We start from the raw sequence: 14,424 nt of genomic DNA, 5'->3' as shown, positions 1-14,424 counted from the left end.
CCCGTCAATTGCGCTACGCCCCGGCTCAACCGCCCAGGCGCAGCAGGCTGTTGGCGCTGCGGGCGTTGTCGTCGCCGTGCTTGATCACCTTCACCTGCATTTCGTACTGGCGCTGCAGCTGGATCATCTGCACCAGCGCGCCGGCCGCGTCCACGTTGCTGCCTTCCAGCTGGCCGCTTTCCAGCGACTTGCCCTGGGCCTGCACGAACGGCTGCTGCGGGTCGGTGTTGCGCATCAATCCATCCAGGCCACGCTCCAGGCGTTCATCGGCCGCGGCGACCACGCGGATGCGGCCGATGTTGGCCATGGTCTGCGGGCCTTCGCCCAGCGGAATGATCGAGATCGTGCCGTCGTTGCCGATGTCCATCGCCTGGTGCGGCGGAATGGCGATCGGCGCGCCGTTTTCGTCCAGCACCGGGTGGCCACCGGCGGTCACCAGCTGGCCATTGGGCGTGATCGAGAGCGCCGCACCACGGGTATAGGCCTCGCCACCGCCTGCCGGTGCCTGCACCGCCAGCCAGTTGCCCGACTGCAGCGACAGGTCCAGCGGGTTGCCGGTGATCTGCTGCGCGCCCATGCGCCGGTTGAAGCCGGCATCGACGTGCAGGGCGTCCACGCGCGAGGCATAGCCGGTGCCCTTGATCGGGAACGCCTCGGTATTGGCCAGGGCTTCCTTGAAACCAGGGGTATCGGTGTTGGCCAGGTTGTGCGAGAGCGTGCCCTGTGCCTGCAGCGACGCGCGTGCACCGGTCATCGCTACGTAGAGCGCCTTGTCCATCGTTGTAGTCCCGTGATGCGGTCAGTGGCTCATCAACGGATGTTGATGATGGTCTGGGTGATCTGGTCCATGGTCGAGACCATCTGCGAATTGGCCTGGAAGTTGCGCTGGGCCGTGATCATGTTGACCAGCTGCTCGGTCAGGTCGACCGTGGAGGCTTCCAGCGAACCGGCCTGGACCTTGCCCAGGTTGGAGCTGTCCGGTGCACCGGTACGCGGCGTGCCCGAGCTGAAGGTTTCCACCCACAGGTTGTTGCCCTTGGCTTCCAGGCCCTGTGCGTTGTTGAAGGTGGTCAGCGCGACCTGGCCCAGCGCCTTGTCATCGCCGTTGGAGTAGCGCGCGTAGACCACGCCTTCTTCGGACACGGTGACTTCGTTGAGCTTGCCGGCGGCGTAGCCGTCCTGCTGGGTGTTGCGCAGGGCGAACTTCTCGCCGTACTGGGTGGACCCGCTGATGTCCAGTGTCAGCGCCAGCTGGCCGGCGCCGGTGCTCGGCGTGAACGGGGCCAGGGTGATCTGGCCGTTGGCCGGGGCAGTCAGCGCGCCGGCGTTGTTGAAGGTCAGCGTGGTGGCGCCGCCGGCGGGCTGGCCATCGACGTAGTTGTACACCTGCCATTCGTTCGGATTGGCGGTCTTGACGAAGTACGAGGTCTGGGTATGGCTGACGCCCAGCGAGTCGTACACGGTGATGCCGCCGGTGGACTGGCTGTAGCTGTTGGAATCGGTCGGGTCGAACACGTTCACCGTCGGCACCTTGGCGTCGGCCGGCAGGGTGAAGCTGACGTTGACCTTGCTGGTCTGCTTGGGCGGGCTGTCGGTGGTCAACAGCTGCAGGTCGACCAGGCGGCCGGCATCGAAGTTGGTGCCGTCGGCATTGGGCGCGAACACCTGCAGGCGCGCGCCCTGCGGGTTGGTCACGTAGCCGGCCTGGTCGGTCTGGAAGTTGCCGGCGCGCGAGTACACGCGGGCGCCGTTCATGGACATGGTGAAGAAGCCCTCACCGGAAATGGCCATGTCCAGGCTGCGCCCGGTCTGTTCGTTGTTGCCCTGCGAGAACTGCTGGGCCACGTTGGTCAGGCGCACGCCCGAGCCCACCGCGTTCTTGGACAGGCCATAGCTGGTGGCCGAGAACAGGTCGGCGAACTCGGCGCGCGATTCCTTGAACCCGGTGGTATTGACGTTGGCGATGTTGTTGGCGGTGACGTTCAGGTCGGCATTGGCTGCGTTGATGCCGGACAACGAGATGTTGAAGCCCATGGGATTGCTCCTGGTATGCGGGGTGGGGCGGCTCAGCTGATGCGGAGCACGTAGTCGATCGGGGCCGTGCCCAGGCCCTTGAGGTTGAGGTACAGGCCGTCCGAGCCGACGGTGACGCTCTCGACCGGGGCTTCGACGTAGGTGTTGACCTTGTTCTTGGCGCCGGCGCTGTCGGTGAACGTGGCGGCGATGGAGTAGCTGCCCGGCGGCAGGCGGTTGCCGTTGGCATCCTTGCCATCCCAGTCGAAGGTCACTTCGCCGGCGGCCTTGGACTCCACGCTCAGGGTGTTGACCTTGACGCCGTTGGCATCGGTGATCTCCACGTTGACGAAGCCGGCGCCGGAGGCGGCGACCATTCCGTTGGTGTTGCCTTCGGCCTCCAGCTGCCACTTGGTCGACGGCACCAGCACGTCGTGGCCGACCAGCGCGGCACCGCGCAGGATCTGGTCGCTGGACATCTGGTCCTGGAAACCCTTCACCGTGGTGTTGAGGTCGGTGATGCCCTGCACCTGGGACAGCTGCGCCATCTGCGCCACCATCTGGGTGTTGTCCATGGGCTTGAGCGGATCCTGGTGCTGCAGCTGCTCGGTCATCAGGCGCAGGAAATCGGCCTGGTCCAGGGTGCTTTTCTTCTTGCTGGTGTCGCTGTTGGGGGCGTTGAGGCCGAGCGCGCTGTAGATATCGCTGCCGTTCTGGCCGACGCCGCTGGTGCTGCTCATGACGGTATGTCCTGTAAGGAAAAGGGTCAGCGACCCATGGTCAGGGTGGCCAGCGCCAGTTCCTTGGCGGTGGTCAGCATTTCCACGCCGGCCTGGTAATTGCGCGAGGTCGAGATGAGGTTGACCATCTGCGCGACCGGGTCGACGTCGGGCTGGTAGATGTAGCCGTCGCCATCGGCCAGGGGATGGCCGGGCTCGTAGCGCTTGATCGGCGCGGCGTCGCTCTGGCTGATTTCCTTGACCTGGACGGTGGTGATGTTCGGGTCGGTGCGGCTGGTGACGGACTGGAAGATCGGTTCCAGCGGCTTGTAGACGGCCTGCGCCGAACCGGAGACGGTGTCGGCGTTGGACAGGTTGGAGGCGATGGTGCTCATGCGCACGGACTGGGCCTGGAGGGCGGAGCCGGCGATGTCGAAAATGGGAAGATTGCTCATGGCTTATTGCCCGGTGATGGCGGTGAGCATGGAGCGCACCTTGGATTCGACGAAGCTGAGCGAGGCGCGGTATTCCAGCGCGGCGCGGCCGTAGGCGGCACGTTCGGCATCGGGATCGACGGTGTTGCCGTCGATGCTGGGCTGGACGCCCTCCTTGGTGACCTGGAAGGGGTTGAGGCCGCCGCCGATGGCGTAATGCTGTTCGTTGGTGGTTTTCATCAGGCCGTTGCTGTCCAGGCCCTGGGCATTGCGCAGGGCGGCATCGAAGTCGAGGTCCTGGGCCTTGTACCCGGGGGTATCGGCATTGCTCAGGTTGCTGGCGATCAGCTTCATCCGCTGCTCGCGCAACGGCATGGCCTGGGCATGGACCCCCAGATAGTCGGAAATCAGATTGGGCATGGCGCGCTCCCACGGGACGATGGTGGGAGTGGTGCAAGGGCTGTGCCAGTTGGATGCGTCCCTGTTACCTGTGGCGCGGGTCGGCAGAGCCCGCTTCGGGAGGAGGGGTAGTGCCGGCCGCTGGCCGGCAACGCCTGCTACACAGGCAACGTAGCCCCGGGCCATGCCCGGCTGCGGCACCCTGACGCCCACAAAAAAGCCCAGCGGAGCGCTGGGCTTGATAAACCGACGGTGCCGAGCCGCACGGAAAGGCGGCCACCGGCGGCCAACGGCGAAGAGCCGGACCCCGGTAGAGCCGAGCCATGCTCGGCTGCTCTCTACCCAAAACCGCGATCGGCAAACAGGCGCCCACCCCGGCCCGCCATCAGCGAACCGACCGCCGCTTCAAGCCGCCAACGCCACCTTCCGCAGACGATCCAGCACGAAATCGGCCAGCTCATGCGGGGAATACTTGGCCACGAACGCATTGGCCCCCACCCGCTCGACCATCGCGTTGTTGAATACGCCCGACAGCGAGGTATGCAGCAGCACATACAACCCGGCCAGGCCCGGATGGCGACGGATTTCCGTCGTCAGCGTGTAGCCGTCCATCGCGGGCATCTCGATGTCCGAGATCACCATCGCATAGCGCTCGGCCGGATTCTCGCCGGCCGCGTGGATCTGCAGCAGGTGGTCCAGCGCCTGTTTGCCATCGGACAACAGCGTCGCCCCCACCCCCAGCTGGTCCAGCACGCTGCGGATCTGCTGGCGGGCCACCCGCGAGTCGTCCACCACCAGCACCTGCAGTTGCGGGCCGTCGGCCGGCATTGCCAGGGCGGGGTCGAGCACCGCCTCACCGCGCACCTGGGCGATGTCGGCCAGCACGCTTTCCACGTCGATGACCTGGATCAGCTCGCCCTGGAAGCGGGTCACCGCGGTCAGGTAGCTCGACTCGGCGCCCAGCTCCGGCGGCGGATGGATGTCCTCGACCGCGATGTTGACGATCCGTTCCACGCCGCTCACCAGGAAGCCCTGGATGGAACGGTTGAACTCGGTCACCACCAAGTAGCCCGGCGCCTTGTCCGCGTCCGGCTCGCGCTCGGGGTGGCCGATGGCCAGTCCAAGGTCCAGCACCGGCACCGAGCGGCCGCGAACATCGGCCACCCCGGCGAACTGGCTGGGCAGTCCGGGTACCTGGAACAGGTCCGGACGGCGCAGGACTTCCTGCACCTTGAACACATTCACGCCAAAAAGCTGGCGTCCGCCGAGCCGGAACAGCAGCAGGGCCAGACGATTGTGGCCGGCCAGGCGCGTACGCTGGTCGATGCGGTTGAGCAGGTCATGTGACATGGGAGTGGTATCGGCGCCAGCGCGCCCGACTTGAGCGCCGCGCCCGACCGCTTCCGGCACGCGCCTTGCAGGACGCTGCCCATGTGCCTTGCCCGTGGAGTCGCCATGCGTTGGATCCTTCTTGCCGTGCTTGCGTTGGTCACCGCGCCTGCGTCCGCCGCCGGCGGCTGGCAGCCGGTGGACAGCATCCGTGCCGCCGCGCTGTCGACCCTGCCGGCCGGCAGCGAAGGCGACACCACCCTGGATTCGGCGCTGCGCCTGCCCGCCTGCGGGCAAGGGCTCAAGGCCCAGCCCACCGGCACCAGTACCGTGGAAGTCAGCTGTCCCGATGCCGGCGGTTGGCGGCTGTTCGTGCCGGTCAAGATCCGCCGCAACCAGAACGTCCTCATCCTCAATCGCGGCATCGGCGCTGGAGAAACCCTGGCCGCCGCCGATATCACCACTGCACAGCGTGACGTGGCCCGGATTGCCGGCGCCGCGCTGGCCGACCCGGCCGCCGCGGTCGGGCGGGTCGCCCGGCGCACGTTGACCGCCGGCAGCCTGCTCTCGGCCAACGACCTGGTGCCGCAGCGCCTGGTGCGTCGCGGCGACAGCGTCGCGCTGGTATCTCGGATCGGCGGGGTCGAAGTGCGGGTCGCAGGCAAGGCCATGGCCGATGCCGGTGAAAATGAACGCGTTTCGGTGGAGAATCTGTCCTCGCGGAAGATCGTGCAGGGCACCGTGGCAGCCAGTGGCGACGTTTTTGTGACGCGCTGAGCACAATGCTGAACCGGCGGCGGAAATCGGTAAAAAAACCGCAGAACCCCCTAAAGATGGCGGTCCCCATGCCGTTATCCCTTGTGAACCGCAACTCCAGGACAACTCCATGAGCCAGAAAATCGACGGCAACCTGCAGGCTACCGCCCATCTGCGCAGTGTCGCCCTTGGCACCAAGCCGGCCGCCAGCACCGATTCGCCGACGCGTCCGGTGGAAGCCGCCGACAGCCTGCGCCTGACCGGCGAGGCCACCAGCCTGCAGGCCCTGCAGCGCGAGCTGAGCACCGCCCCGGCCATCGACGCCGGCCGTGTGCAGGCCGTGCGCGAGTCGTTGCAGAACGGCACCTACAAGATCAATCCCGACGCGATCGCTTCGCGCATGCTCGATCTGGACCAGCAGCTGCAGGGATGAACCTGGCGATGAGCGAGCCATTGCAGCGCCTCAGCGATGCCTTGGACGTCGAACGCCAGGCATTGGTCGAGCATGACGTGCAGGCGTTGATCCGTGCCACCGGGGCCAAGCTTGAAGCGCTGCGCGCGCTCGAGACGGTGCTGCCGGTCGGGCAGGGCGAACGCCTGCAGGAACTGGCCGAACGCAACCGCGCCAATGGCGTGCTGTTGTCGCGCCGCCGCCGCGAGGTCAACTGGGCATTGCGCCAGCTGGGCCGCAGCGAAGAGTCCTCGGCCTACGACGCCAAGGGCCAGTCGCACACCCTGCATACGCGACGGCCGCTCGCCGTCGCCTGATCCGGCCCTGTGCGGGCCGCGCGCGTGCACGGGCTTCCGTCACGCGGACCAACGCGTATATTGGGCGCCTGTTTCGACTGCCCGATGTGACCGTGACCGCTTCTTCCCATCTTGTCACCGCGCCGCTGCCCCCGCAGCAGGTCCTGCTCGCCCTGTTCGAACGGGTCAACGAAGGCATGCTGCTGTTCCGCGAGGATGGCAGCGTGGCCCTGGCCAACGCCGCCGTCAGCGAAATGCTCGGCCAGGCCGAGGACGCGGCCGGTCTGGGCGCAGCGCAATGGCTGCGCCAGCTGCTGCCGCCCGATGCGCTGGAACACGCACGCCAGCACGGCCACTGGAACGGCAGCCTGCCGGTCGGTGAGCGCATGGTCATCGCCCACGTCTACCACCACGACGAAGCCGGCCAGCGCCATTACCTGGCCCTGTTCCGCCGCATCGAAGGCCAGGAAGACTACGAGCGCGAACTGCAGCAGCGGCATGCCGAACTGCGCCAGGCCTACCTGCGCCTCAACGGCACCCAGGAAAAGCTGCTGCAGTCGGAGAAGATGGCCTCCATCGGCCAGCTCGCCGCCGGCGTTGCCCACGAAATCAACAACCCGATCGGCTACGTGCACTCCAACCTGGGCAGCCTGCAGGAATACCTGCGCAGCCTGTTCACCGTGATCGAAGCCTACGAGCGCGCCCTGCGTGCACCGGACCCCAAGGCGCTGATTCCGGAAATCGACGATATCCGCACCCGCTTCGACATCGATTTCATCAGCCGCGACCTGCCGCAGCTGATGGCCGAATCACGCGAGGGCATCGAGCGGGTGACCCGGATCGTGCGCGACCTGAAGGACTTCTCGTATTCCGGTCGCGATGAATCCTGGAAGCTGGTCGACCTGCATTCCGGCCTGGAATCCACGATCAACATCATCTGGAACGAGCTCAAGTACAAGGTCACCCTGCAGCGCGAGTTCGGCCAGCTGCCGCTGGTGGAATGCCTGCCCTCCGAGCTCAACCAGGTCTACATGAACCTGCTGCTCAACGCCGGCCATGCCATCGCCGACCGCGGCACGATCACGGTGCGCACCGGCGTGGACGGCGACCACGTCTGGGTGGAGTTCGAAGACACCGGCGGCGGCATCTCGCCGGAACTGCGCCAGCGCATCTTCGATCCGTTCTTCACCACCAAGCCGGTCGGCAGCGGCACCGGCCTGGGCCTGTCGATTTCCTACAGCATCATCAACAAGCACCACGGCCGCATCGACCTGGACAGCACGCCGGGCCAGGGCTCCAGGTTCCGCCTGGTACTGCCGATCAAGCAGCCGCGCTGACCCACCCGCGCCGTAGAGCCGACCGTTGGTCGGCTGCGATAGCAGTCGGCTGCCATGGCACGTGGGCTGCGGCGGCGCCTCGGTTGAGAGCAGCCGACCAACGGTCGGCTCTACGCGCGGGTACCTCGCGCGGGTACCTCAGTCGTCGTCTGCGGCCGGCAGCGTCACGGGCGGTGCCGTATTCGCCCGGCGCTGTTCCTCATGCGTGCGGAACGCCTGGTGGATGTGCTTGCGCAGCTCGTCGTCGTTCCACGGCTTGGTCAGGAACCGGTAGATCGCGCCGCGGTTGATCGCATCGGTCACGGTGTTCAGGTCGGTGTAGCCGGACAGCACCAGCCGGATCGTGTCCGGGTAGAGCATCTTCACCCGGCCCAGGAACTCGGTGCCGCTCATGTCGCTCATGCGCTGGTCGGACAGGATCACCTGCACGTCGTTGATCGCAAGCAGGTCGAACGCGTCGCGTACGTTGCCGGCGGCCAGGATCCGATAGCCATCGCGGCGGAACAGCCGCACCAGCGAGCGCAGCACGTTCTCCTCGTCGTCCAGCAGCAACAGGGTGCGGTCCGGACGGGTTTCGGCGAAGGCTTCCGGGCGCAGGTAACGACGGCGCAGGGTCATGCCGGCCGCATCGGCCGACATCGGTTCGCCGAACAGATAGCCCTGGAACACATCACAGTCGTTGCGGCGCAGGAAGCCCAGTTGCGCCTGCGACTCCACCCCGTTGGCGATCACCGTCATGCCCAGCTGGTGGCCCATGGCGATGATCGCGCGGGCGATGGCCGCCTCGCGGTTGCCGGCCGGCGCGCTCTTGATGAAGCTGCGGTCGATCTTCAGTTTGTCCACCGGGTAGCGCACCAGCGCGCTCAGGCTGGAGTCGCCGGTGCCGAAGTTGTCCAGGCTCAGGCTGATACCTTCGTTGCGCAGGTTGACCAGGGTTTCATGCACGAAATTGACGTTGTTGGTCAGCGCGCTTTCGTTGATTTCCAGCGTCAGCATCTGCGCCGGCACCCCGGCGGCCTGCATCAGCGACATCACCTCGGCGAAGAAGTTCGGGCGCAGCAGCTGCAGGGTGGACACGTTGACGGCGATGGTGAAGTCGTCAAAGCCCTGGTCGCGCCACAGCCGCGCCTGCTTCAACGCGCCTTCCAGCACCCACGTGCCGATCTGCACGATGATGCCCAGCCGCTCGGCGGTGCGCATGAAGCGCTCGGGCACCAGCATGCCCAACGTCGGCGACTGCCAGCGCAGCAGCGCTTCCATGCCCACCACGTGGCCATCGCGGGCGCTCACCAGCGGCTGGTAGCGCAGCTTCAACTCGCCGTTGGGAATCGCATCGACGATCTGCCGGGCGATGATGCTTTCGCTGTGTGCGCTGGACGGGGTATCCACCGCGTGGATGCGCACCGCGTTGCCGCCTTCGCGCGCGGCCTGGTACAGCGCGTCCTCGGCGTGATCGAGCAGCCGCGAGGTATCGCTGGCGTGTTCCGGGCACAGGCTGACGCCCAGCTTGCCGGTCATGAACAGCGTGTAGGGCAGCACCGACAGCGGCAGCTCCAGCTGCTGGCGGATCTCTTCGGCCAGGTCTTCGGGCAGGGGCATGTCCGCGCTGCGCGGCACCGCCAGCAGGAACTCATCGCTGCCATGCCGCCACAGCTTGCCGCGCCCACGCAGGTGGTGCTGCAGGCGCTGGGCCACCAGCACCAGTGCCTGGTCGCCGACCTCCGCGCTCATGTTCTCGTTGACCGAAGCGAAATGGTCGATGTCCACATGCATCAGCATCAGCGGCGTGCCACCGGCGGCGGCGTCGCTGACCATCGCCTGCAGCTCGGGATTGCCCGCGCCCAGGCGCGGCGGCGCATCCTCGATACTGACCAGGGGCAGGGAAGGGTTCCACATGTTCAATGTTCCAATGTATCGGGAGTGGCCGCATCGCTGGTGCGATATGGCAGGTACAGGTCGATCAGGGTGCCGGCGCCGTGCGCCGATTCGATCCGCAGGGTGCCGCCGACGCTCTGCGCGCGTTCGCGCATCACGATCAGCCCCAGCCCGCGCGGGCCTTCCGGGTCGAAGCCTTCGCCATCGTCGCGGACCTGCAGGTGCAGGCCGCGGTCGTTCACGTCGTGCAGCTGCAGGCTCACCTGGCTGGCGCGGGCATGCCGCAGCACGTTGGTCAGGCTTTCCTGGGCGATGCGGAAGCAGGCCTGCTCGATATCGCCCTGCGGGCGCCGCGGCAGCGATTGGATGTCCGGCAGCAGTTCGATCGCCGCCGAGCGGAACAGCATGCCGGCCTGCCAGCGCAGCGCCGCTTCCAGGCCCAGCGCGTCCAGCTGCGGCGGGCGCAGCAGGGTGGAAATGTCGCGCAGCTTGCCCACGGTGGCGTCGGCCAGCTGGATGATCTGCTCCAGGTCCTCGCCGCGGCGCGCCGGATCGGCTTCGTCCTGGGCGGCATAGGCTGAAAGCTTCATCGCGGTGATCGCCTGGCCGATGTCGTCGTGCAGGTCGCGCGAGATCGCGCGGCGCTCGTCTTCCTGCAGCGAGAACAGGCGTCCGGCCATGGCCTGCAGTTCGCGGTTGCTGGTCTCCAGCGCTTCGCGGATACGCTCGGGCTCGCTCAGGTCGCGCACGATCAGTAGCTTGCAGTTGCGCCCGCCATAACGCACATCGCCCACCGCCAGCCCGGCCTGGAAGCGCTCACCGGCCAGCCGACGCATGCCGATCACTTCGCCGGCGCCGGTACTGGGCAGCGGGATGGCCGCGAACAGCTGCGCGCGCACCCGTGCCAGGTCTTCGGCGGCCACCAGCGCGGCCAGCGGTTCGCCCAGCAGGGTGTGCTGGCCATAGCCGAACTGCGCGGCCGCGCAGGCATTGGCGTACAGCACGTGTTCGTCGGACAGGATGACCACGCCATCGGGCAGCACCCGCACCAGCTCGCGGAACTGTTCCTCGCGCTCGCGCAGCAGGCGCCGCGACTGCTCGCGCTCGGTCACGTCCTGCAGCGTGCCCAGCACGCGCGGGCGCCCGGCGTCGTCGTGGCCGCTCTCGGCGCGCAGGTGCACCATCAACGCGCGCCCGTCCATCGCCAACAGCGGCAGCAGCACATCGATCTGCACCTGCTCGCCACTCATGTCCTGCAGCAGCTGTTCGCTGAGCGCGGCAGTGGCCGGGTCGGCCGGCACCAGCAGTTCCTCGAAGCGGTGCCAGCGTCGGGCCTCCGGCGGGCGCCGGCCGAGCAGGTGGTAGACCTGGTTGGAGAAGCGGCCCAGCCCGGTGGCCGGATCGACTTCCCAGGCGCCGATCCTGGCCATTTCGTGCGCTTCCTCCACCCGCGCCAGTGCCTGGTCGCGGCGGCGCAGCGCCTGGTCCTCGCTGGTGCGGTCGATGGCGATCAGCAGGCGCGCCCGGTGGCCGCCGTACTCGATGAAGGTGCTGCGCATCTCCATGCGTCGGCGTGTCCCATCGCGCAGCTGCAGGTCGGCGGTGATCACGCACAGCTGCTCGGGCGCGGCGCGGATCTGCTCCAGCTTGGCCGCCAGCAGCGGCTCATCGCCGGTCGGCCACAGCGCGCTGATCGGCATCGCCGTGAACTCCTCCCGGCTCCAGCCGAACAGGTTGCTCGCGGCCGGGTTCACATCCAGGATCGCCAGTGAATCCAGGTCGTACACCAGGATCGGCCCGGGATTGCCCTGGAACATCTGCCGGTGGCGGGTCTCCGAGCATTCCAGCCGCGAGTGCGCATGCAGCACATGCTGGGCCAGCGGCCGCAGCAGCAGATAGATCAGCGCCGCGCTGGAGATGACGAAGAACGCACCCTTGGCGGTCTGCCAGCGGGCCGCCGAAGCCATGTCCCGCGCCAGCACCTGCACGGCCGCATCGCTGCACAGGATCCACACCAGCGCCAGCACCAGGTAGCCCGCCACCACCCGCCAGCGGTCGCGACGCAGGGCCTGGGCGAGCGGGCGTTCGGGCGTGGACGGGGTGGCTTGACCGGACGGGGCGACGGGCATGGACGGGGCAGAAACCGGATCGTGACGGGCGACCTGCATCTTAGTGGGTGTGGTCCGGTTTAGGGGCGCGGTGCAGGGCGTCACTCAACTATCCGGAAAATCCGCCGCTAACGATTGCGTTCCCGGCTGTCGGGTGCGTTATCGGAGTCTTACCGCGTGGACCAAGGGATTATCGCGAGTCTGCTGCAGCACCCACTGGCATCGGCCCTGGTCATCCTGGACCGGACCGGGCGTCCGCTGGCGGCCAATCCGGCGGCGCGCGAGCATGGGTTGCCGGCAACCGTGGCGGCCTACGGCGAGCTGCTTGAAGACCTGCGCCTGCTGGCCGCCGACGGTGGCCTGATTCCCTGCCAGCTGCCCGGCGGCCCGCGCGGCCGTTTCGATGGCTGGATGCGCGCCGTGCACGACCCGGACGGCAACCTGCTGGCCTTCACCCTGAGCGTGCCCGAGCCGGTGGCCAGCTATGCCGGCAGCCGCTGGGAGCTGGCCCTGGACCACGCCGGGCACGGCTTGTGGGACTGGGATGTGCCCACCGATGCGGTGACCCGCTCACGGCGCTGGGATGGGCAACCGGTCCCGGCCGAGGATGTCACCCGCGGCGACGCGGCGGGCGCATTGCTGGCTCCCATCCATGCCGATGACCAGCCGGCCGTGCGTGCGGCGCTGGACGCGCACCTGCGTGGCGAAGGCGAGGTCTATGCCGCCGAATACCGCGTGCGGCACCCCGACGGCGACTGGCGTTGGGTGCTGGACCGGGGCCGGGTGGTCGCGCGTACCGCCGATGGCCAGCCGCTGCGCATGGTCGGCACCCACACCGACATCCAGGCGCAGAAACAGATGGAGGCGCTGCTGCTGGAGCAGCAGGTGCACCTGCGCGAAGCCCAACGCATCGCCAGCATGGGCAGCTGGTCGTGGGACCCGGGCAGCCGCCAGTTCTGGTGGTCGCCGGAGTTTCGCGCGCTGCTCGGCGTCGGCGATGACCCGCTGACCGGTCGTCGGCGTTGGTTGCGCCGCCTGGAATCGCGCTCGCGCAGCCTGCTGCGCCACGCCTGGCGACGCATGCTGCGCGACGGCAAGCCGGCCACGCTGGAACTGGAGCTGCCGCGCGAACGCGAAGGCGCCCTGCACCTGCGCCTGTGGATGCAGCCGTTGCTGGGTGCCGACGGGCGCATCCAGCGCCTGCTGGGCCAGGTCCAGAACATCACCGAGCAACACCAGACCGATGCGCTCATCCGCTGGCGCACCGAACTGCTCAACCGCGTCTCCGCGCTGGGCCGCATCGGCGGCTGCGAGATCGAGGTGGCGACCCGGCACATGCAGTGGACCGAGGAGTGCTACCGCATCCACGGCCTGCGCAAGGAGCCGATCAGCCTGGACCAGGCGTTGGCGCTGTACACCCAGGATTCCCGCGATGCCTTCGAGGCCGCGCTCGCCCGGATCGCCGACGGTGGCCTGCCCGAGCAGCTGGACCTGTGCTTCTACCGCCAGTCCGGCCTGCGCATCTGGGTGCAGGTGCTGATCGAGCTGGACCGCCGCGACGGCCTGCCGACCCGCTTCGTGGTGCTGTTCCGTGACATCACCCGCGAGCGCGAAGCCAACGAGCGCATCGAGCTGCTGGCCCATTACGACCTGCTCACCGGGTTGCCCAACCGCATGCTGCTGCGCGAGCAGACCGCCGATGCGATCGAGGAAGCCCGTGATCGAGGCGCGCCACTGGCGATGCTGTTCATCGACCTGGACGGCTTCAAGACCATCAACGACACCTTCGGCCATGCCACCGGCGATGCACTGCTCAAGGCCGCGGCGTCACGCCTGCACCAGAACCTGCGCAACGCCGACCTGTTCGGCCGTTTCAGCGGCGACGAGTTCATCGTGGTACTACGCGACCTGGCCGAGCCGGAAGACGCCGGCCACGTGGCGCGCAAGCTGATCGCCTCGCTGGCCGAGCCGCTGCAGCGTGGCGAGACCACGCTGAAGGTCGGCGCCAGCGTCGGTATCGCCATGCTCGACGAAGGCCGCACCGATTTCGATTCACTGCTGCGCGCCGCAGACGCGGCGATGTACGCGGCCAAGGAAGCGGGCCGCAACACCTATCAGTACTACAGCCAGGACGCGTTGATGCGGATCCAGCGCAAGCTGGAGATCGAGCACGCCCTGCTGGGCGCGATCGAGCGCGAAGAATTCACCCTGGCCTACCAGCCGCTGCTGGATGCCGCGCATGACCAGCCGCCGGCAATCGAAGCGCTGCTGCGCTGGCATCGCCCCGGCATTGGCTATTGCAGCCCGGCCGAGTTCATTCCCATTGCGGAAAAATGCGGTGAAATCGTGCGCATCGGCGACTGGGTGCTGACCGAGGCCTGCCGCCAGGCCGCCGCCTGGGAGGCCGCCGGGCTGCAGTTCGACCGCGTGGCGGTGAACGTCTCGGCGGTGCAGCTGCGCGACCGCGGCTTTGCCGAGCGCGTCATCGACATCTGCCATGCCCACGGCTGGCCGCCGCAGCGGTTGGAGCTGGAACTCACCGAGTCCGCCCTGATCCGTGACACCGAGGTGCTGCGGCATTGCTTCGACGTGCTCGAACGCCACGGCGTACCGCTGGCGGTGGACGACTTCGGTACCGGCTTCTCCAACCTGCACTACCTCAACCGCTTCCCGGTCGGCCGCCTGAAGATCGACCGCAGTTTCGTCC

13 protein-coding genes are annotated in these 14,424 nt (G+C 67.7%); 5 read left to right on the top strand and 8 right to left on the bottom strand.

Annotated features, from left to right (window positions below):
* Positions 1 to 25: 25 nt before the first annotated feature.
* The 6 genes from RTO53_RS12680 to RTO53_RS12655 form a co-directional block, all read right to left on the bottom strand.
* Positions 26 to 778 (bottom strand): flagellar basal body rod protein FlgF, encoded by a 753-nt coding sequence (locus RTO53_RS12680; RefSeq protein WP_137189434.1) that lies wholly within the window; start codon positions 776 to 778, stop codon positions 26 to 28.
* A gap of 32 nt (positions 779 to 810) precedes the next feature.
* Entirely contained in the window at positions 811 to 2,034 is a 1,224-nt protein-coding gene (gene flgE / locus RTO53_RS12675) for a flagellar hook protein FlgE (RefSeq protein ID WP_312238127.1), read from the bottom strand.
* A 32-nt stretch (positions 2,035 to 2,066) separates the two neighbouring features.
* Positions 2,067 to 2,753 carry a flagellar hook capping FlgD N-terminal domain-containing protein gene (locus RTO53_RS12670; RefSeq protein ID WP_312238126.1) on the bottom strand — a complete coding sequence of 229 codons (687 nt, stop codon included), beginning with the start codon at positions 2,751 to 2,753 and terminating at the stop codon, positions 2,067 to 2,069.
* A 26-nt stretch (positions 2,754 to 2,779) separates the two neighbouring features.
* Entirely contained in the window at positions 2,780 to 3,187 is a 408-nt protein-coding gene (gene flgC, locus RTO53_RS12665) for a flagellar basal body rod protein FlgC (RefSeq protein ID WP_312238125.1), read from the bottom strand.
* Between the two features lie 3 nt (positions 3,188 to 3,190).
* On the bottom strand, positions 3,191 to 3,586 hold the full coding sequence (gene flgB / locus RTO53_RS12660) for a flagellar basal body rod protein FlgB (RefSeq protein WP_228886938.1): 396 nt from the start codon (positions 3,584 to 3,586) through the stop codon (positions 3,191 to 3,193).
* A gap of 384 nt (positions 3,587 to 3,970) precedes the next feature.
* A complete protein-coding gene (locus RTO53_RS12655) occupies positions 3,971 to 4,915 on the bottom strand; it encodes a chemotaxis protein (protein WP_312238124.1) in 945 nt (314 codons plus the stop codon).
* A 105-nt stretch (positions 4,916 to 5,020) separates the two neighbouring features.
* On the opposite strand from RTO53_RS12655, the gene flgA reads away from it, so the two are divergent.
* From flgA to RTO53_RS12635, 4 genes are all read left to right on the top strand, one after another.
* Positions 5,021 to 5,671, top strand: a complete 651-nt coding sequence (gene flgA, locus RTO53_RS12650; protein WP_312238123.1) for a flagellar basal body P-ring formation chaperone FlgA — start codon at positions 5,021 to 5,023, stop codon at positions 5,669 to 5,671.
* Positions 5,672 to 5,780: 109 nt separating this feature from the next.
* Complete coding sequence (gene flgM / locus RTO53_RS12645; RefSeq protein ID WP_312238122.1) at positions 5,781 to 6,083, top strand: flagellar biosynthesis anti-sigma factor FlgM; 303 nt, start codon at positions 5,781 to 5,783, stop codon at positions 6,081 to 6,083.
* Positions 6,080 to 6,418: a flagellar protein FlgN gene (locus tag RTO53_RS12640; protein WP_312238121.1), complete on the top strand. Its 339-nt coding sequence runs from the start codon at positions 6,080 to 6,082 to the stop codon at positions 6,416 to 6,418. Before flgM ends, RTO53_RS12640 begins: the two co-directional genes overlap by 4 nt.
* A 92-nt stretch (positions 6,419 to 6,510) precedes the next feature.
* Positions 6,511 to 7,734, top strand: coding sequence for an ATP-binding protein (locus RTO53_RS12635; protein WP_312238120.1), 1,224 nt, complete (start codon positions 6,511 to 6,513; stop codon positions 7,732 to 7,734).
* 138 nt (positions 7,735 to 7,872) lie between these two features.
* Here the strand turns inward: RTO53_RS12635 and RTO53_RS12630 are convergent, their stop codons facing one another.
* Both RTO53_RS12630 and RTO53_RS12625 read right to left on the bottom strand, forming a co-directional pair.
* Complete coding sequence (locus RTO53_RS12630) at positions 7,873 to 9,630, bottom strand: EAL domain-containing protein (RefSeq protein ID WP_312238119.1); 1,758 nt, start codon at positions 9,628 to 9,630, stop codon at positions 7,873 to 7,875.
* 2 nt (positions 9,631 to 9,632) lie between these two features.
* A complete protein-coding gene (locus RTO53_RS12625) occupies positions 9,633 to 11,738 on the bottom strand; it encodes a PAS domain S-box protein (protein WP_312238118.1) in 2,106 nt (701 codons plus the stop codon).
* A 156-nt stretch (positions 11,739 to 11,894) separates the two neighbouring features.
* Between RTO53_RS12625 and RTO53_RS12620 the strand changes: the two genes are divergently transcribed.
* Positions 11,895 to 14,424, top strand: a 2,530-nt coding sequence (locus RTO53_RS12620) for an EAL domain-containing protein (RefSeq protein ID WP_312238117.1), incomplete at its 3' end; no start/stop codon positions are given.

The sequence above is a fragment of the Stenotrophomonas sp. genome (genome assembly GCF_031995405.1).
Classification (GTDB): domain Bacteria; phylum Pseudomonadota; class Gammaproteobacteria; order Xanthomonadales; family Xanthomonadaceae; genus Stenotrophomonas.
The sequence above is the reverse complement of the archived record's forward strand: the minus strand, read 5'-3'. Positions and strand labels throughout refer to the sequence as shown.